Genomic DNA, 20393 nt, shown 5'->3' on the forward strand with positions numbered 1-20393 from the left:
TGTTTATTGAACATACTCTATTTCATGAAAGTAAAGACGATAATCCTTCTGATCTTCTCCTTGGTTTGTCATTTTTAGTTTACCTTCATATAACGATTCTCCTGTTTTTAAATCGCCTATAAAAATGCTATGTCCGTTATTTGTTAAATGAATGACATATAATTTTTCATTCATCACCTTCATATAAGGAGACTCCTCATCCTTATTGTCCACTAAATCAAATGTGCGTTTTTCGTCCCATTTCTCGTTTTCAATATCATACTGGTTGACTTCTACACCATTCGCTGACTGTGATGGAATATAGATTGTAGACTTAGAAATAGCAGAGTCACCACCTATAGATCCAAGTATTTCGGCAGGAGCCACTATTTTTTTAGACTGATTATTTTCTATATCGTAAACGATGAATTCATTAGCGACGACATTCGGTTCCCCGTCGCTATGTCCCATATCATCTTCAAAAGCTTCTACTTTAATTAAAAGGTATTTATTTCGTTGAATTGAATAATAATCATTTACAATTCTTAAATCAGACCAGCCATTCTCTACCATCGGAATAGAAGCAATCGTATCATCAGTTACTAATTTTTGCTTATTCAGATCAAATGTATATACACGTAATTCATCTCCATTAGTTATCCGAGAGCTCCGTGCAATGACCTTTACTTCATCATCTATTACTTGGACATCCTCAACCTGCATCCAAAAGTAACTTTCCCTTTCTGGTACATCTAACCGGATAGACGTAACTTCTTCTGATTTTTTAGTAAGTACTTCAATATCGAAGGTTAAATCTTTCATAGGGTGTACATGGTTTTTCGCTTTAATATTGGCATATGCTATTCGATTTTCATCTTCAAAAAAATAAGTAGACGCCATATCCTTACCGCGCATAAAATTCCTGTACTGTTTTACTAAACCTTCCAACATCGGTGGAATAGTTATTCGTTCTAATTGTCGTAAAAATGGTAAATTAGTTGGATCGATTGTTTCTTCACTTGTAATTTGCAAAGGTTGATATATGTGACCTACTGAGTAATCACCGAATAGGATTAAATTTTCTACTTCACCTTCATTGCCATTTACTTTTTCAAATTCAATTTTTAAATGCTCATTTGTAGCAAAACTTGATTGTATATAAAAGGTTCCAATAACAAGTAACGTAACTAAACAAATCGAAATGATTTTCCAATAGCGTTTCATTTATGTGACCTCCTATCAAACTCTAATTTTATTCTTTATCAGAAAATTACCTGTCCAAATTGCACAACTTAATACAAGAATCCCTGCTAGTAATTCAATGAAAAACATTTCTATCAGGTAAAAGTAATTCCCTAAAATAAACTCATTAATAAATAGTGGGGCGAAAAAGAGTAAAAGGGAAACAACACAATAGAGAAAGCCATAAATAATCCCTTTAATACGAAAAGAACGTTCAAACAGGATAGCTGTAAAAATAATAAAAACAGCTGCCATTCCAGCGCCATAATAAAGTACAAACTCAATTAAAGTATTCGGAAAAAGTATAGCCAAATCATTGAAATTGGTAATTTCATTAACAGAGAGATCGGTACGAAACTCACTTGGAACCATCCACTGTAAAACTTGACTTTCAACTGGCAATAATAATAGTTGTAATGCGACGAGTCCTAATACATATAGTAAAATCGTTGTTGCCTTTGCTACATACACATTCATGCGCGCTGTAGGTAACATTAACAAACGATAACCAAATGTATTTTTACCAAGCCAATCTCGATACCAAATAAAAAAGACATAAATAAGTAAGGTAACCCCGCAAACTACAATAGGTCCTAAAAACCAAAGTGACCGAGAAATTGTTGCAAAAGACATTGTTCCATATTGTTCGATAAACTCACTCTTCAGCATTAATTCCTTGTAAATCAATTCATTTGCCCGATTTAAGTATGCTCGCGATTCAACAATAACCCCAATTATTTGCGATAGGATCGTAATTCCAATTAAAACGATATATAACTTAAAAAAACGATTAAATTCGAAATTGACTAGTTTCAAATAACGTTTCATGCTTTATACACCTCTCTCATGACATCGATTACCGATTTTCCTTCTTTTTCCCTTACTTCTTCTGCATCGAATTCTTTTAAGACAACTCCATTATCCAGTAAAACTACTTTATCAATTAAATGTTCGATATCATTTATTTCATGTGTCGTTATAATGACGCCACGGTCTTCAATTAAATGACTCGTAAATACATCGGCAATTTGTTCACGACTAAATATATCAATCCCTGAAAAAGGTTCGTCCATTAAGACATAATCGACATCCATTGCTAAACCAAGTATAAGGTTCACTTTTGCGGTATTGCCTTTTGATAGTTCAGAAATTCGATCTGTTTCCTTCAGTTTGAAAAATTGGAGAAGTTCAGTTGCACGTCCCTGGTTCCAACAGTCGTAAAAATCAGCCATAAATACGAAAGCATCGCGTATTTGCATTTGCGGCAACATCGTTATTGTATCTGGTATAAAGGTGATTTTTTCATAGCTCCCTTTATGGATTTTTTCACCATCAATGAGAATTTCACCACTATTAATAGGGGTTAATGCCATAATTGCTTTCATAATTGTTGTTTTCCCAACACCATTAATGCCAATTAAACAAGTAATTTCCCCTTTTTTAGCAGTAAAAGAAACGTCTTTTAACACTTTCTTCCTACCGAACTTTTTCGTTACATTTTTTATTTCAATCACAAAGATCCCCCCATTTAATTCATTTCCCTATCATACTTGTTCTTCACTAAATTCAAGGCCTCCTGTACAGGTACATTGATTGAGCGAACCGAATGAACAAACGTATCAACCGCCTCTAAAATCAATTCCTCTCTTACCATTTTTAGCACCTGCTCATCCTTTGTAATGCGACTCGGCAATTTTCCCTCCGTAAAAATCAACCCTTGTTCCTCCATTTCTTTATACGCCCGTTGCGCCGTATTTGGATTAATCTTCAGCTGATTAGCTAGTTCCCTTCTCGATGGAATTTCCTGTCCCGGTTCAAAGTAACCTGTTGCAATTTGTTCTTTAAATTGCCGAATCACTTGCACATAAACAGGATCACGATTATTAAACTTCACATCCATAAACCCAACTCCCAATAAACATGATGTATTTACGCCATCTCTGTATTAAGTGGATAATACAGCGATGGCAAAAAAATGTACAAAACTCCATTTACAACAACTGTATTAAGCTTATAATACAGTCTTGATAAAAGAATGCGTTTAGAAAAAACGATGTGTATTAAGTTGTTGATACACAATGTACTTTGTATTATATACTTAATACACCTTTACTGTCAAACAACACTATCATACTCAACTTTATCACTCGACCCACAATAATTTGCACAACTTCTCTGACTAGTGCTGCATCAAGATAGTTTTAATATATAAACGCCCAAAATGTTCACTACTTATATTTTCCGCATATAAAAACCTTTATAATGGAATAGGATAGGTGGTAACCGGTCTAAATCCATTTGGACAATGATTTCGTTTCTCCCATTTATCTTTAATTAGTTGATGGATGAATGAGTTCCGTTGATTGAAGCCGTGCCCGCGGAAAGCGTCCGCCTGTAGTGGAAATCAACTTTGTTCGGATTTTAATACAAAATCCTCTATTATGAAATTGACTCAACTATCAACAATTTCTATGCTAAGAGCGAAATTTTTAAATTTACTTCATGCAAAACTAGTGATAGATCAAAGAACATTGATTAGAGGTATTGAAATGTATGAATGAAGAGTTAACAAAAAATGCTGATGCACACTATCGGTTGGCTGAGCAGGAGGCTGCTCATTATTTTACATCACTTTCTGTGCAACTTATGGAAAAGACTTATGTCCCTCCCTTGATAAAAGATATACAGTACTGGAAAAAGAACCATATTCATCCGAATTCAGTTGTATCCTTTTTTTCGCGTGGAAAGGGAGGACCTGATTCCAAATGCTATCACACGTATATCCAATGGCTGGATTACACAGGTAAACTAGATAATTACTTGAATCGGAGCATTTCCTATATTTACTTACGGGACTTGGGCAAAGCATTAAACTCCCCTGATACACAATCCAGAGTTCAACGTACAGTTGATAGTTTGAAAAATCACCTAACTCATTCCAATCCGACGAATTCTGGGAGTAAATTGGAGACGTTTAGCATGGCTGGATTGTACCGGCTAGCCCAGAAGGAAGGCGTTGAATCCACAATGATCTGGGTGATAGGAAAATTAAAGACTGTATCCTCCCATATTCCAGAGGGAATGGATGCGGAGGAAGCGAAGCGAAAACTCATTAAAATCATAGCAGGGGTAATCCTACATGTGGTTGAAGAGATGGACGCTGAAATTACTCCTGTAGAACGTACCCGAAAACTTGATGAAGCGATTAGGCTTGGGTATTCCTATGGTCTGACGTATCCATTCATTGACGACCTTTTGGATGCCAACGTTTTATCAACTCAAGAGAAAAAACGATATTCCGATCTAATACGTACAACACTTATTACAGGGGCTGTTCCTGAATTGGAAGAGTGGACCGGAAAAAACGCGGAACTCATCCGATTTATCCATTCGGAACTCCGAGATGCTTTTGAGTATATTAAGGACCTTCAGCGATCAGAGACAAGAAAAAGTTTTTTCGAGCAGTCCTATGTGTTTTTTAATTCCCAGGAAGTGGATCGAGTAAAGGATTTATCCAATGCAAATTACACCAATGAAGAGCTTTATATACCTGTCATTTTAAAATCTTCTTCTTCACGTTTGATCACCCGTTCAGTAATTAGTGCTCCTGAGGATGAGGGCTTTCATAACCGAACATTCTCATATGGCATTTACAACCAGCTGGCGGATGATTTTGCAGATATGTTTGATGATATGAAGGAAGGAAGAGTAACACCTTATACCTACTATATGAAATATCATGATAAGCGCTTTGATCTCATAAATCCCTTTGAATTGTATTGGACGGTCATCTTCAATTTGATCCATAATGTGTATCACTCAGATAGCAAGACTCTAGAGGTCATACTCAATCGTGCAATAAACGGACTGAAACGATTTAAAAAACGAATGGGAACTAAAAAATACAACGAGGTTATGAGCTTATATGCTTCGGGAAATCCTACATTCAACAAAGTCATCCAACGTATGGTTCGAAAAGCGAACGATGTAGATTTCTTTGATAAACTGCTGCGCGATCATATGATTACGAATTTGAAAAGTGAACGCAAGGAGCGGGAAGACTTTATAGATACAGTCGAAACCGTACGGATTCAGATCAACGACATGTTACCTATTCCCGAGGCAGAGAGTGTTTCATTGATGGGAGAGCCCATAATCGATGCCGCAAATTACAGTCTGGCAGGTGATGGAAAGCGACTAAGGCCAATCATGACGTGGGTCATGGGTGTTAACGGATATGGGCTGAATGAGTCGTCAATCGTGCCACTTCTGAGATCATTAGAATATATGCATACTGCATCCCTAATTTTCGATGATCTGCCATCCCAAGATAATGCATCCACTCGTAGGGGGCGTCCAACCCTACATCAGGAGTATGACGTTGCCGTAGCAGAATTAACCGGTCTGTTTCTGACCCAAAAAGCGATTGAGGAACAAACGACTCTTGACCAGTTCGATTCGAAAACGGTGATAAACTTGATTCGCTATTCGTCCCGCATAGCTGGGGATATGTGCAGGGGACAGGAGATGGATTTGGATTCCAGAGGGAAACAATTGACGTTGGAACAATTGAACAGGATGTGCTTTTATAAGACTGGGATCGCATTCGAAGCTTCTCTCCTAATGCCTGCAATTCTCGCCCGTGCAGAGGAGTCGGAAATGGAAGCTTTGAAAAGATTCGCCCGTCATGCCGGCATTGCATTTCAGATTAAGGATGACCTGCTTGATGTTGAAGGTGATCAGAATGTACTCGGAAAACCCATTGGAAAAGACGTTGAGAACAACAATACGACGTTTGTCTCAATCCTAGGTGTTGTTGGTGCCAGGAAAGAGATGTGGGAACATTATTGTATTGCAATGGAAACGTTGCAAGAAGTGCCACGTAATACTGCTTTTTTGAAGCAGTTGCTACATTATATTGTGAATCGGGATCATTAGGTTTATTATCCCTGAAAATTGGATAGCATACCGAAGTCTTTTTGTCTCATAGAAAAAGACTAGAAAAAAGGAAGAGCGTATACCTCTAAAAGGTATTGTTCTTCCTTTTTTTATGCCTACGATACATAAGATGTGTAAACCGCTTCTTAATCACTATGCAAGAAGCAACCTTATACCTAATAGTTGCTCCCGAAATCTACTTTTATACCTCAATGTCCATTCACCTATCATCTAGAATGCCACAATTTAACCATGTATTAGGAGGCATTTTAAGCAATTCAAATGAAAAGTTGTTAGCATCCTTTTGCATATTGGTAAATGTTCTCACGTTACACTTGACAATGATAATCATTCTCAGCTAAGGTGGTATTTATATTCAAACTAAAAAGGAGAATCTGATAATGATTACATGCAAAACAGAAAGTACGTATTTAACTATACAGAATGAGAAAGAATCTAATGCAAAGTCTTATCCACGTCATTTTCCAATCGTTATTGAAAAAGCCAAAGGTGTCATGATAATGGATGTAGAAGGAAAAAGTTATTATGATTGTTTATCTGGTGCAGGCACACTGGCTTTAGGACACAATCCTCAAGTTGTCGTTCAAGCGATAGAAGATGTGCTAAAACAACAAATTCCATTACATACGTTAGACTTAGCAACCCCTTTAAAAATAGAATTTATGCAAGAAATATTCTCCATGTTGCCAAAAGAATTAAAGGATTCCACTAAAATACAATTCTGCGGACCGACAGGTGCGGATGGCGTTGAGGCAGCTATTAAACTAGTGAAAAATGCAACTAAGGGTAAGTCTATCTTGGCGTTTCAAGGTGGTTACCATGGATCGACGCAAGCGACTATGTCGATGAGCGGTAACCTAAGCAAAAAACAACATTTGCAAAGTTTATTGCCTGATGTTCATTTTTTACCTTTTCCTTATGAATATAGATGTCCATTTGGTATTGGCGAGGGTCAGACAGCTAGAATCAGTGCGCAATATATAGAGAATCTGCTAGATGATTGTGAAAGTGGTATTGCTTCTCCTTGCTGTATGATATTTGAAACCGTGCAAGGGGAAGGTGGAGCAATTCCCGCTGATATTGAATGGTTAAGAGAAATGAGGCGTATTACTGCCAAAAGAGGGATTCCTTTAGTGGTAGATGAAGTCCAAACAGGAATCGGAAGAACTGGTAAAATGTTTTCGTTTGAACATGCTGGCATCATCCCAGATGTCATTATTTGTTCGAAAGCGATTGGTGGAAGTCTTCCAATGTCGATTGTGATTTATAAAGAAGAACTGGATCAATGGAATCCAGGTGCACATATTGGGACATTCCGCGGCAACCAATTGGGTATGGCTACAGGGTTGGCAACTTTAAAATATATTAAAGAAAACAATATACTCGAAAATGTAAAACTACGTAGCGAGCAATTTTTCGAAAAGCTTACCGATTTACAAAGGATATATAAAGAGATTGGTGATGTTCGTGGCAGGGGATTGATGATCGGGGTTGAAATTGTAAATCCAAGAGGTTGCAAAGATAGTTTAGGACATTATCCACAATTTGAAGAGTTGGCTCTACAAATTCAAGAAAGATGTTTTAAGAATGGATTGATTATTGAAGTAGGAGGACGTCATTCAGCAGTCATGCGTTTCTTACCGCCATTGACAATTACGAAAAATGAAGCGACAGAAGTGTTACGTATTTTTGAAAAATCTGTTGTTGAAGCCATTCAAATGAGTAATAGGAATAGCTAGTACGAATGACTAAATTATACATGTTGAAAAAGCATTCTGTTTTATGTTCTGTCTTACTAGGCTCATTTACGTTAGTTTTGACGAATAGTGCTTTTAATATTTTAGTACCAAGCTTACTTCAAATGTATGATATATCCACTATATATGGTGGATGGATTATTACCATTTACCTTTTAGCAATGTTGATAACAATGCCGTTAACGGCTAGTATAGTCGATCGTCTCGGTAGAAAGAAAACATATATTATTGGAGTTAGTTTATATTGTTTGTTTTCTATTGTGGGTGGATTACTTTATCAATATGTACAAGTTCTATTGTTAGTTCGCTTTATGCATGGCATTGCCGCTGGTTTGATGATTCCTCTATCGTTAGTTTTGTTATTTGATGTGTACGGTAAAGAAGTTCGCGGAAAAGTGACCGGTTTATGGGGAATGTTGTTAACTATTGCGCCAGCTATTGGTCCAACATTTGGAGGTATCATTATTCAATTTGGTGAGTTACAACATCTATTTTGGATAAATGTTCCGATTGGTTTACTTTCATTACTGTTGTGTTGCAGCCAGATCAAAGCCGATCAACCAGCTAATAGAAAAACTGTTCGCCTTCAAAGTATACTATTAATGGTCTTGGGCATTAGTGGAGTAAGTTTAGGTATTCAGATGGCTTCAAATCCGACTATTCCAAGATGGATAATAGGTGTACTATTTTTGTTTGGCATAGTGATTTTGATTTGTTTTATTCGAAAAGAGAATTTACAAAACGAACCTTTAATTCGTTTCAAGCTATTACGTAATCCGATATTCGCAATTTCAGTCATAGTATCTGCGATACAGGCTTCCGTCATGTTTGGAGTCATCTTTATTTTTCCATTGATGTTTCAAGAAGTGTTTAATTTATCGCCTACAGTAACGGGCGCCATGTTTATTCCGACAGCCATTTGTACGAGCTTGTTTGTTTGGATTGGTGGAAACTTAATTGATACAGGCAAATCACTGCATTTTATTGCTTATGGTGTTGGTCTACTTGCAATTTCCGTATTGTTGTTTGCATTTATTTCGAAGGCTGCATCATTAATTCTCATTGTCATTTTAATGGCAATGAGAGGAATTGGTATTGGATTATCAAATATGACAGTAACGACAATTGGGCTTAATTCATTAATGGATGACGATCTACACGAAGGATCAGCATTGTCAAATACAATAAAGCGTTTAGCATCCTCATTTACAGTGATGCTATTGACCGTTTATTACGATGTTCGTTGGCAACTGATTAGTAGGTTGGGAGAGTCTGATAATGACGCGAAATGGATGGCCTTAAAAGAAGAGTGCATAGTGTTAGGGGGTGTAATGTTAGTAGCGTTACCACTAGTTTTACTACTAAATAGAAAAATAGATGTGGGTGTTGAAAATGGCAGATAATAAACAAGTTAACAGCGCGGAACAAGCAAATTTCCATACGTGTAAGACTCTATTAAATTGCTATATTAGAGAGTTTTGTAGTGGGAAATTGAATGTCTTTCCTGCTACTCCAAAAAAGAAGGCTTATTCAATCTATTTCCCAACGAGTGACATAATCATTTCAGGAATTCTAGCATTTTACTCTGAGATGGGTGAGCATGAATACGAGAATTTTTATGTTAAAGAAGATAGGCAGTTGGATTATTCTTTCTTGGTTCAATTGATTATAGAAGAGCTAAAACATGCTAACCAACTAATTACAGACGAAGGATCGGATAGCTTTTCCAGTAAAGTTGAAAATAGCTATCACAAATTAGCATTATTTTTAAATCGACCAGCTAATCAATCTGATTGGAATTACTTGTCATCAGAGCAATCTGTGTTATATGGACATCCGTTTCATCCATTCCCTAAAAATACCCAAGGATTTACAGAGGATGAAGTCGAAAAGTTCTGTCCTGAGCTCCGTACTTCATTTCCGTTATGTTATTTAGCTGTTAGAAAAGATATTTTCCATGAAGAATGGGTGTCGGAAGAAAGAAGAATAGAACTGCATGAAAGTGTTAAAAAACATGTACAACACGTACTTAAAGATAAAAAGGATGCTTATGCAATATTACCAATACACCCATGGCAATATGAACATGTGAAAATGATTAAAGAAGTACGTGATTATATTGATCAAGAAAAGATTATTCCTCTAGGTAGTTTTGGACCGATGGCGTATCCGACATCTTCGGTGCGTACAGTATTTATTCCGGAGATGAATTGTAATGTAAAGCTATCGTTAAACATTCAAATAACTAATATGATGAGAAATAATAATAAAGAACAGATGCGTAGAACGTTGGATGCGACTACTTATTTATTGCATAGAGACTGCTTCCAACAAGAAGTACATACATATATATCGTACGAGGTAGGTGTATGTACTTGTCGTTTTGAAAATGAAGATTTAACTAAATTATTTACTATTGTCTACCGTCCACTTGAATTCGATGAAGCGTCGACTTATGTTCTGTCTAGTTTAATTGAAGCTCCCGTTGAAGGAGTTCAATCCCGATTATGCTCAATGATTGGTAACCAAAATGTAGAGCAATGGTTCGTACGGTATTTAGAAATATCACTGTTGCCAATTGTTCGCTTAGCAGAAGAGAAAGGAATTCATTTCGAAGCTCATTTGCAAAATTCTTTAGTGACGATAAAGAATGGCTTGCCTGATGTATTTATTATTAGAGATTTAGAAGGTGTTAGCGTGAATATAGAAAAGGTTACAGATGATGTTGATATGACGGGGCCTCTTTTCTACCAAAAGGAAGAAACTTGGGCACGCACTTCATACTATTTTGTCGTTAATCATTTGGGATCGTTAATTCATGCACTAGCAAAAGATGTAAATGTTGCAGAGAAAAAATTCTGGGCAATCGTACGTCAAGTTCTCATGCAAGAATATGAAAGAAATGAAAATCAATTTGTTCATCATTTACTAACAACTAGAACGTTTACTGCTAAAAAAAATATGATGAGTTGCCTCCTAGGGAAAAGCGAGACACCATCTTACATTCCAGTGAAAAACGTAATGAATACAGTAGGGAGTGAAACGTATGGTAACGCTAAATTACTTGTATAAAGAGAAGTCATCACGCATGGATGAAGTAAAAGAGAGAGTTATGCGCCAAACAATGGAGGCATTACTATATGAAGAAATAATAGAAGTATCTAAAAATGAAAGAGAGTGGTCCTTTACTGGAAAAAGCGCTACAGGTGATTTCGTTACTTATTCTTGTAAAGCGGATGTGAAATGGTCTTTCGGCAGAATTAAATTAGAAAAAAATTCTATTAAAAGAAAAGGAAAGGCATGCTCTAATATATATCTATTTCTTGAAGAAATACTTCAGAATAACCTGGAAGCCCCGAATACTTCGCAGTTCATTAATGAGTTGTTAGAAACAGTAGCAAAAGATAACCAATCTAAGCAATTTCAATTGGACCAAATACCAGAACAAGATAAAAATTATGAAGCATTGGAAAGTCATATGGTGGACGGTCATCCTTATCATCCAAGCTATAAATCACGAATTGGTTTTTCTTTAGCAGATAACTTTGCCTATGGACCAGAATTTAATCAAGAAGTATCTATTTACTGGGTTGCGGTAAATGAGCAACTAGTAGATGTCAACGTATCTAAAGAGATGTCTTTTGATGAAATAGTAAAGCATCATGTGGCGGAAGAAGAGAAAAATAAGATTATGGAAATTAGTAAAGAGAAAGGGAGTACAGATAAAAAATATGTTCTCTTACCGGTGCATCCTTGGCAATTGGAGCATCAGATTCAATCTGTCTTCGCTCAGCAACTGAATGACAAGGATATTGTGATTTTAGGTACATCCATTACTCCTTATAGAGCGCAACAATCTATCCGCTCGTTATCTCATCGCGATAACGCGGAAGCACCATATATAAAATTCCCGTTAAGTATAACAAATACCTCAACCAGTCGTATTCTTGCACATCATACAACTCAAAATGCACCCCTAGTAAGTGACTGGTTACATAAAGTTATTAAAAATGACTCCTTATTATCGAAAGGGAATACGAATATTTTAAGAGAAGTGATGGGCGTTTCCTTTCGATATGACGAGCTAGATCCAATTCAATATAAGTCGGCTTATGGAACTCTCGGCGCAATTTACAGAGAAAACGTTTCAACCTATTTAGAGGATAACGAAGAGGCTTGGCCACTAAATGTCCTATCGCTTACCCAAAAAAACGGCGAGTTATTTATTCAATCAGCGATAGATCAATATGGGATTGAGGCTTGGAGTGATGCACTTATTGAAGTTGTGACACTTCCGATTATACACCTGCTGTATGCCCATGGAATAGCGCTAGAATCTCATGCCCAAAATATAATATTGGTGGTGGAAAACAATTTACCAAAACGGATTATTATAAAAGATTTGCATGATGGCGTTCGATACGCTCCCGAGCATCTCTTGAGACCGGATTTAGCACCAAAATTAAATCCAGAGCCAGAAAGTCATAAGAAATTTAATAGGTATTCGTTTATCCAAACCGAAGATGTATCAGAAGTTAGAGACTATACATATGATGCTTTTTTCTTCATTTGTATGACAGAAATTTGTTTTACGTTTGAAAAATTCGGTTTAAGTGAAAAAGATTTTTGGTGCAAATGTGTAGATACGATAACAGCGTATCAAAATGAGTATCCACAATTTAAAGACCGCTTTGACTTGTTTAATCTATTCTCGGAAAATGCATCAATAGAAGAAATGTCGAAGCGACGTATTTACGGAGATGGAAAGTTGTACTTCCGTAAAGTGAAAAATCCTTTGTTACTGGCAAAGGAGGGACGTAAATGAAACAAAATACGCTCAAAGAAAAGATAAAAAGAAAGCAACCTGTATTTGGAATGTTTGTGTCTATACCACATCCCATTATGGTTGAGTTGATTGGCTATGCGGAATTTGATTTTGTCATCATTGATTATGAACATGCCTCAACAAATATGGAAACAATTGAAAATATGATTCGCGCTGCAGAGTTGTTAGCTATTACGCCACTAGTCAGAATTTCTAAAGTGGACAGGATTGAAATATTGAAAGTTCTTGATTGTGGAGCACAAGGTATTGTCATACCTCAAGTTACATCAAAGGAAGAAGTGGAAAAAGCAATTACCTATGCCTACTATCATCCGATTGGTATGAGAAGTCTTAATAGCGGTAGACCAGGTGCTTTCGCGAAACATTCTTTAAGCGATTATATAGCTAAAGCTAATGAAGAAATTATGATAGTTCCGATGATAGAAAGTTTAGATGGTATTAATGAAAGTCATTCTATTTTATCTTCACCGCATATAAGTTTTGTTTTGGAAGGTGCAGCGGATCTTTCTCAATCACTCTCTGTACCTTGGGATACAAATCATCTTGAAGTGCAAACAAATTTAGAAAAATTATATGAAGTATCGAAGCAATATAAAGTGCCTTACGCAATTGTTTCCAGAAATCATAACAATCATGAAAAATGGGCGGAAATGGGAGTGAATATTTTTGTGCTAGGAGACGAGAGGGGTACAGCATTCCGTGCATATAGGGAAAAGTTGGCTGACTATCGAAGTTTAACTGGAGGAAATTATGAATCGTAATATAAGGAAATTGCTAACTGAAATGCACGAAAAAAATCCGGATCCAATCTGTACTTATATTTATGATTTAGCAGGAATCCAAAAACATGTAAAAAATATGTTGAAAACAATGCCTAAGCAAACTAACTTATTTTATGCGATTAAAGCAAATCCAGATAAGAAAATTATTCAGGCACTATTACCGCTAGTGAAAGGGTTTGAAATTGCATCGATAGGCGAGTTGAAAATAGTAAGAGAAGTTTCCAAAAGTGTACCTATTTTGTTCGGAGGACCATGTAAGAAAGATTATGAGCTTGAAATGGCTATCAAGGAAAATGTCTCGTATATTCATGTGGAAAGTCTTTTAGAACTTCGCAAATTGATCAGTTTAACGAAAAAAAGCGATAAGCACATACAAGTTTTATTACGAATTAATTTAAGAACAGACACATTACCTAAAACCAAGATTTTAATGGGAGGTCGCCCAAGTCAATTTGGAATAGATGAACAACTAATTGAAGAGGCTATCTCTATTTTGAGAGATGAAGAAAATACGCATGTACATTTAAGCGGTTTTCACTTCCATTCTTTATCTAATAACATGCAAGCAGAGTTACATGTTGAAATGGTTACTTATTATATTCGAAAAGTAGAACAATGGAAGGAGATTTATGGGTTAGATATTAAAGTCATTAATGCTGGGGGTGGTTTTGGCGTCTCTTATGACGATTCACCGGGATTTGACTGGCCTCTTTTTACGTCCCTTTTAGCACAAAGTCAAGAAGTGTCAAACTTAAGTGATACACAATTATTCTTTGAACCAGGAAGATTTATAGTTGCTGACTATGGCTATTATGTTGCAGAAGTAGTGGATATAAAAATGTCAGTTGGCCACTGCTATGCGTTAGTAAGAGGCGGTACACATCATAATAGACTACCTGCTTCTTGGGGGCATAATCATCCGTTTGCCGTTGAACACCTGGCAAGGTGGAATTATCCTTTTCAAAGACCTGAACTAAACAATTCGAACGTAACGATAGTTGGTGAGTTATGCACGCCAAAGGATCAACTTTATAAAGATGCAAAAGTGGAAGTTTTACGTGTTGGAGATGCCATTATTTTTGAGAAATCAGGTGCATATTGTTGGACAATATCTCATCATGACTTCTTAGGTCATCCACATCCTGCGTTTTACTACATAACGGAAGGGGATCATTATGAATCAAACAATAACACAGACTAAACGAGCTACTGCTGAACAATTAATAATGAAAGATTTAATGAATGCATTTATTGCAGAACAATTTTTTACTATTGATGAACATACATCGAAAAGTTTCACGACAGCACCAAGTGCAATTCAAAATCTTTATCTCGAATTTCAACAGCCTTTGATTTATGTAGATGAATTTTGTTTTCTCATAGAAGAAGGGCATCGTCAGGGATATCAATGGGTTGCTGATTCTTCTATTTACAGGAAGGAAAATGAGGATTGGGTGGAAATTAGTTCGCCTATGATGCTCTGTCAATTTGTTTTACGCCATACGCTATCCAAAGAAGCGTATGCACATCCAGGTGTAGCAGACTTCTTAGAAGGAGTAACGATATCTATTCAGCAATTACATTACAGTCTGGAACTTATTGAAAATCACGAATCTATTACGCCTAAGACACCTTACGATTGGTATGTTAAAGGAGAGATGATTGCATCTCTACGCGATCGACCATTTCATCCTATATCCAAAGCGAAAATAGGTTTTAATCAACAAGATTATCAAAACTATATGGCTGAGTTTGGCAAGCCTGTAACCTTGTTTTGGTCGGCTATACGTAACGATTCAATCATGCGAGGGTGCCAAGAGAATGGCATTGATAGCCTGGAAGCGTTAAACGATGAGCAAAAAGCAATCATCGAAAAAGAGCTGATACTAAGAGGAATATCGAAAGAAACATATACAATAATACCTGTTCATCCGTGGCAATTAAAAAATATTATTTTACCGAATTTCAAAAAAGAATTAGATGACAAAACGATAGTTATTCTAGATTCAGAAGTGGGTGATTTTTTAGCAACGTCTTCAGTACGTTCATTAGTATCAACTGAAGAATCAACGAAAATGTTGAAGTTACCAATTAGTGTTACATCTTTAGGTGCAGCTAGATATTTGCCAGTTGTAAAATTATTAAACGGGTTAGTCGGAGAGCAATTGTTTCGACAGGCAATAGCTTGCGATGAGACGCTTGCGGATAGAGTATTTTTATGTGAAGAAAAAAATTGGTGGGGCTATATGCCTCAAACAATGGGGCTTTTTGATGATCATCCTCGCCATTTGGCCGCCCAAGTTAGAATTTATCCACAAGAAATTATGAAAAATAATTATAAAATCATACCTATGTCTTCTTTAGGAGTGTTGATGAATGGGAAACACTTTTTGACTGAAATCTTAGGAGAAACTATAACACATCAAGATGTTCTCAACTTTTATACGGATGTAACAAAAACATTCTATGATATTATCATGAGGTTATTTAAAGTCGGAATAGTCCCTGAAATACATGGTCAAAATTGTTGTCTAGTACTGAAATATAACAAAATAGTAGGGTTGTTATTTAGAGATCATGATTCAGTGCGTCTATATCAACCGTATTTAGATAAACATCAAATCAAAGATCCTAACTACCATATTAGGCCTGGTTTTTCGAATAGTTTATACAATGAAACGATTGAAAAATTAATATACTATGTTCAATCTCTTGGAACTCAAGTGAATTTGGCCGCAATAATCGAATCGTTATCGCAGAAGTATGATATTCCGGAAAAAGTATTTTGGCAGATAACAGAAAAAGCGTTTAGAGAATCGTTAGAGAAAATTGATATTCCTGAAGCGGATAGAGAAGTACTGCACTATGAGCTATTTGAAAGTAAAGAGTGGCCTGTGAAGTTAATCATTCGGCCATTACTAGAATCTGATGGTGTACCAGGGGCAATGCCATCCGGAAAGGGTGTCGGGCACAATCCATTTTTCAAGAATCGATAGGAGGAAATCTATATGTTAACTGTTAACGACCGGAGAGAAAAATACTCGACCGATGAAATAGAGGAGTTTAAAATGCTTAGCACTTCTACGATAGGTCATTTTACCGATTTTGGCTTTCTAACAAATTATAAATGTACAATACCTGAATTCAAAGTGTTTGGGAAAGTACTAACGGTTAAATTATCTAGTGGAGATGGTTACCCCTTAACTGTGGCGCTTCAAAAAGCTAACGAAGGTGATATTTTGGTTATTGATACATCAGGAAATAAAACACATGCTTGTTGGGGAGAATTTAGGGCTAGAAAAGCAGAGGAAATCGGACTGGCTGCCGTTATAGTTGGTGGGGCGGTAACTGATTTTGACTATTTGAGAACGAGTCGTGTACCAGTATTTTATGAGTCAGTTTCTCCAAAAACGACAAGGGTTTTAAAGTTGGAGGGAGAAGTAAACACAGCAATAAGTGTAGGTGATGTCGTTTTTGAATCGGGCGATTATGTCATTGGCGATCAAGATGGAATATATAAATTTAATCATTCAAACTATAAAACATTATTAGAAGTAGCAATAGAGAAAGAAAACAACGAAAAAATTAGAAGATTGGAAAACTATCATTTACATATTGAAAATTAATGGTAGTATATGAATGATAATGAGAATCGTTATCAACGATGATGAAAAGGAGTGTATGGAATGTTTTGTAATAAAAAGTTACGATCTCTACTGTTTTTCGTTATGACACTAATGTTACTTGTAGCGGGCTGTAGCAAAGAGGCGACGACAGATAAGAAGGTGGAGAAGGAAGAACCTTCATCTCAAGAGGAACGCATTGTTAAGCATGCTGCTGGAGAAACAGCGATAAAAGGGTCACCTATTAGAATTGTTACCTTATATCAAGGAGCTAATGACACTGCCGTGGCGCTTGGTGTGACGCCTGTTGGCATCGTGGAATCATGGGACCAACAACCGATTTATGACTATTTAAGACCTGATTTAGAAGGTGCAACAATTGTAGGTCAAGAGTTACAACCTAATTTGGAAGAGATTTCGAAATTAAAACCTGATTTAATTATTGCATCGATCTATCGACATGAGAAAATTTATCCTCAACTATCTAAAATTGCTCCAACTGTTATGGATGATACAGTTTATGAATGGAAAGATACGTTGAATTTAATGGCGGATGCATTACATAAACAAGATAAAGCAGCAGAACTATTAGTTGAGTGGGATGGCCGCGTAGAGGATTTTAAATCAAAAATGGGTGACGGATTGCCGGCTAAAGCGGCTATTACTAACTTCCGATCGGATCATATGCGTGTTTACTACAATAGTTATGCCGGATCAATTTTGAAAGAATTAGGGTTTACAGGACTTGATCGTCCGGCGGGTACGAAGGGGGAAGATTGGGGAGAAAAAATCACTTCTAAGGAACGGATTCCCGATTTGGATGCCGATATAATCTTTAACTTCAATGCCTCTAAAGATTCTGACCTTGTGGAGAAAAACTACGAAGAGTGGACAAATCATCCGCTTTGGCAGGAGCTCGATGTTGTGAAAAATAAACAGGTTTTTCAGGTGAATGAAATATACTGGAGTGCAGGTGCAGGTTATAAATCTGCGAATCTAATGCTAGATAGTTTATATGAGATTTACGGATTGAACGATAAATGATAGTAGTATGACAATAATGAACCTGCTAAGAATTGGACAATCCATGTTCATCATTGAAGCAGGTTTTCTTCAATGGTAGATGAAAATTAAAAAGTGAATGGTGATTGAATGGTGCAACACGTAATGCAAAATAAAGGGAAGATGTTCGGCCTAGTTTTTTTACTGATTTTATTAGCCGTTTGTATGCTATCGAGTTTGATGTTCGGTATTACACATTATTCACTTGCTGATATTTATAGCATGGTAACGTCGTTTAATGGACAAGATGTAACGCATATCATTATTTGGAATGAACGCTTCCCACGGATGGTGATTGCAGTCGTTACCGGGGCATCACTGGCGGTTGCAGGTGTTATAAGTCAGTTGTTGACGCGCAATCCGTTAGGCTCTCCTAGTGTGCTAGGGGTTAATGCAGGTTCGATTTTCTTTATTGTTGTTTTTATTGTTTTATTTAAAGTATCGGATTTACACATTATTGTTTACTTCGCTTTTTTAGGAGCGTTGGTGGCGGCTATTATAGTCTTTCTGCTAGGTTCTTTAAGTAAAACAGGGACTACTTCAGTAAAGATTATTTTAGCTGGCATTGCTGTTAATGCAATGTTTGTCTCATTTACGCAAATCATTTTGTTAATGAATCAAAAAGGAATGAGTGACGTTCTGTTTTGGATGGCAGGAACGATTAGCGGACGGACGTTAGACATGATTTTAGCTGTTTTGCCATTCTTACTTATATCACTCATTGCAACGTGTTTTTTAGGGAAATCTATGAACATTTATGCATCTGGTGAAAGTATTGCCAAAGGGTTAGGACAGAACGTGATGGTAATGAAACTGGGGTTGCTCTTTTTAATGGTTATGCTTGCGGGTGGTTCATTGGCGGTAATTGGGAACGTTGCATTTGTCGGTTTGATTATTCCACATGTAGCTAAATCACTTGTGGGTCATAGTTATGCATGGTCGACGCCTTATTCTATGTTATTGGGAAGTATCTTTTTACTGGTTGCGGATATTAGTACGCGGTTGATTAATCCTCCAGCGGAAATTCCTTTAGGTGTTATTACTGCATTTATCGGTGCGCCGTTCTTTATATATATCGCATTTAAAGGAGGACGCGCGCGTGGCTAATCGATGGATAGTTCGATCGAAAAATGAAAAAATATCATTTTTTTTAATAAAGAAAGATATTTATAAAACGGTAGCGGTATTGGGTAGTTTATTGCTAGTTGTTTTGTTAGGGCTGATGGTTGGTATCGACATTATACCGCTTCATGAAGTGATAAATTACACATTTAATGTAGCGCCGATCGAGAATGAATTTGCGCTAGGTGAATTAAGGATGCCGCGTGTTTTGTCGGGGATGATTGTCGGTGCATCGCTCGCTATATCTGGATTACTTGTACAAGGGATTATTCGAAATCCGCTTGCTTCACCGGATGTCATTGGTGTCACAGGCGGTGCTTCTGTAAGTGCAGTCTTATTTTTAACTTACTTTAGTGATTCACTAGGTATTCAATGGATGCCGATTTTCGCTATCATAGGTGCAATTATTACGTTCTTCATTATTTATCTCTTTTCTTTGCATCCATCGATTACTGCAAATCGAATCGTGTTGATTGGAATCGGTTTAGCTGCGCTTGCAAATGCCATCGTTATGTATATTCTAGTGACGTCGGCTTCATTTTCATCTGAACAAGCATATTTATGGCTGACAGGGAGCTTATATGGCGTCAATTGGTTGCAAACATTATCCATTCTCGTGTCGTTTGTTATCCTGTTTATATTTATTATCTGGCTGAGGCGAACGTTTGAACTGTACAGTTATGGCGATGCAGTTGCCGAGCAGTTAGGTTTAAATTTGAAACGGTTTAGAATATCATTTTTGTTCCTTAGTGCACTGCTTTGTGGATTAGCAGTTTCAGTAGCTGGAGGCATTGGCTTTATCGGCTTACTTTCACCCCATATCTCAAGAAGAATTGTGCGTCATCATACGTCACTGCTCTTCATTACGACAGCTGGCGTTGGTGCTATATTAGTCGTACTTGCAGATTGGATAGCACGGATAGCCTTCCAACCGTTGGATATTCCAGTAGGTGTCTTTACGTCAGGTATCGGTGCACCGTTCTTCATTTATTTACTAATTAAAAAAAGACATTCATTTTAA

At 36.7% G+C, this 20393-nt stretch carries 16 protein-coding genes; 12 read left to right on the top strand and 4 right to left on the bottom strand.

What is annotated here, in order from left to right; translation table 11 throughout:
* Window positions 1-3 precede the first annotated feature (3 nt).
* The 4 genes from HDC33_RS14445 to HDC33_RS14460 are packed head-to-tail and all read right to left on the bottom strand — an operon-like array spanning window position 4 to window position 3121.
* A complete protein-coding gene (locus tag HDC33_RS14445) occupies window positions 4-1203 on the bottom strand; it encodes a hypothetical protein (protein WP_179393264.1) in 1200 nt (399 codons plus the stop codon).
* A 15-nt stretch (window positions 1204-1218) separates the two neighbouring features.
* Window positions 1219-2049, bottom strand: coding sequence for a hypothetical protein (locus HDC33_RS14450; protein WP_179393265.1), 831 nt, complete (start codon window positions 2047-2049; stop codon window positions 1219-1221).
* On the bottom strand, window positions 2046-2735 hold the full coding sequence (locus HDC33_RS14455; RefSeq protein WP_179393266.1) for an ABC transporter ATP-binding protein: 690 nt from the start codon (window positions 2733-2735) through the stop codon (window positions 2046-2048). Before HDC33_RS14455 ends, HDC33_RS14450 begins: the two co-directional genes overlap by 4 nt.
* Window positions 2736-2749: 14 nt before the next feature.
* Window positions 2750-3121 (bottom strand): GntR family transcriptional regulator, encoded by a 372-nt coding sequence (locus HDC33_RS14460; protein WP_179393267.1) that lies wholly within the window; start codon window positions 3119-3121, stop codon window positions 2750-2752.
* A 653-nt stretch (window positions 3122-3774) separates the two neighbouring features.
* Between HDC33_RS14460 and HDC33_RS14465 the strand changes: the two genes are divergently transcribed.
* The 12 genes from HDC33_RS14465 to HDC33_RS14520 all read left to right on the top strand — a co-directional run bounded on the left by HDC33_RS14465 (window position 3775) and on the right by HDC33_RS14520 (window position 20393).
* Complete coding sequence (locus HDC33_RS14465) at window positions 3775-6159, top strand: polyprenyl synthetase family protein (RefSeq protein ID WP_179393268.1); 2385 nt, start codon at window positions 3775-3777, stop codon at window positions 6157-6159.
* A gap of 401 nt (window positions 6160-6560) precedes the next feature.
* A complete protein-coding gene (locus HDC33_RS14470; RefSeq protein ID WP_179393269.1) occupies window positions 6561-7919 on the top strand; it encodes a diaminobutyrate--2-oxoglutarate transaminase in 1359 nt (452 codons plus the stop codon).
* 5 nt (window positions 7920-7924) lie between these two features.
* Complete coding sequence (locus HDC33_RS14475) at window positions 7925-9340, top strand: MFS transporter (RefSeq protein ID WP_179393270.1); 1416 nt, start codon at window positions 7925-7927, stop codon at window positions 9338-9340.
* A complete protein-coding gene (locus HDC33_RS14480; protein ID WP_179393271.1) occupies window positions 9330-11009 on the top strand; it encodes an IucA/IucC family protein in 1680 nt (559 codons plus the stop codon). The genes HDC33_RS14475 and HDC33_RS14480 overlap by 11 nt, the downstream gene beginning before the upstream one ends.
* On the top strand, window positions 10984-12762 hold the full coding sequence (locus HDC33_RS14485) for an IucA/IucC family protein (protein WP_179393272.1): 1779 nt from the start codon (window positions 10984-10986) through the stop codon (window positions 12760-12762). Before HDC33_RS14480 ends, HDC33_RS14485 begins: the two co-directional genes overlap by 26 nt.
* Complete coding sequence (locus HDC33_RS14490) at window positions 12759-13544, top strand: HpcH/HpaI aldolase family protein (protein WP_179393273.1); 786 nt, start codon at window positions 12759-12761, stop codon at window positions 13542-13544. The genes HDC33_RS14485 and HDC33_RS14490 overlap by 4 nt, the downstream gene beginning before the upstream one ends.
* The gene (locus tag HDC33_RS14495; RefSeq protein WP_179393274.1) at window positions 13534-14766 is read left to right on the top strand and encodes a type III PLP-dependent enzyme; all 1233 of its coding nucleotides are present in this window, start codon (window positions 13534-13536) and stop codon (window positions 14764-14766) included. Before HDC33_RS14490 ends, HDC33_RS14495 begins: the two co-directional genes overlap by 11 nt.
* Complete coding sequence (locus tag HDC33_RS14500) at window positions 14741-16561, top strand: IucA/IucC family protein (protein ID WP_179393275.1); 1821 nt, start codon at window positions 14741-14743, stop codon at window positions 16559-16561. The genes HDC33_RS14495 and HDC33_RS14500 overlap by 26 nt, the downstream gene beginning before the upstream one ends.
* Window positions 16562-16573: 12 nt before the next feature.
* Entirely contained in the window at window positions 16574-17191 is a 618-nt protein-coding gene (locus tag HDC33_RS14505) for an RraA family protein (protein WP_179393276.1), read from the top strand.
* A gap of 60 nt (window positions 17192-17251) precedes the next feature.
* Window positions 17252-18232 carry an ABC transporter substrate-binding protein gene (locus HDC33_RS14510; RefSeq protein ID WP_179393277.1) on the top strand — a complete coding sequence of 327 codons (981 nt, stop codon included), beginning with the start codon at window positions 17252-17254 and terminating at the stop codon, window positions 18230-18232.
* Between the two features lie 108 nt (window positions 18233-18340).
* Entirely contained in the window at window positions 18341-19357 is a 1017-nt protein-coding gene (locus HDC33_RS14515; protein ID WP_179393278.1) for a FecCD family ABC transporter permease, read from the top strand.
* Complete coding sequence (locus tag HDC33_RS14520; RefSeq protein WP_179393279.1) at window positions 19350-20393, top strand: FecCD family ABC transporter permease; 1044 nt, start codon at window positions 19350-19352, stop codon at window positions 20391-20393. Before HDC33_RS14515 ends, HDC33_RS14520 begins: the two co-directional genes overlap by 8 nt.

It is taken from the genome of Sporosarcina sp. JAI121, from assembly GCF_013408665.1.
Classification (GTDB): Bacteria; Bacillota; Bacilli; order Bacillales_A; family Planococcaceae; genus Sporosarcina.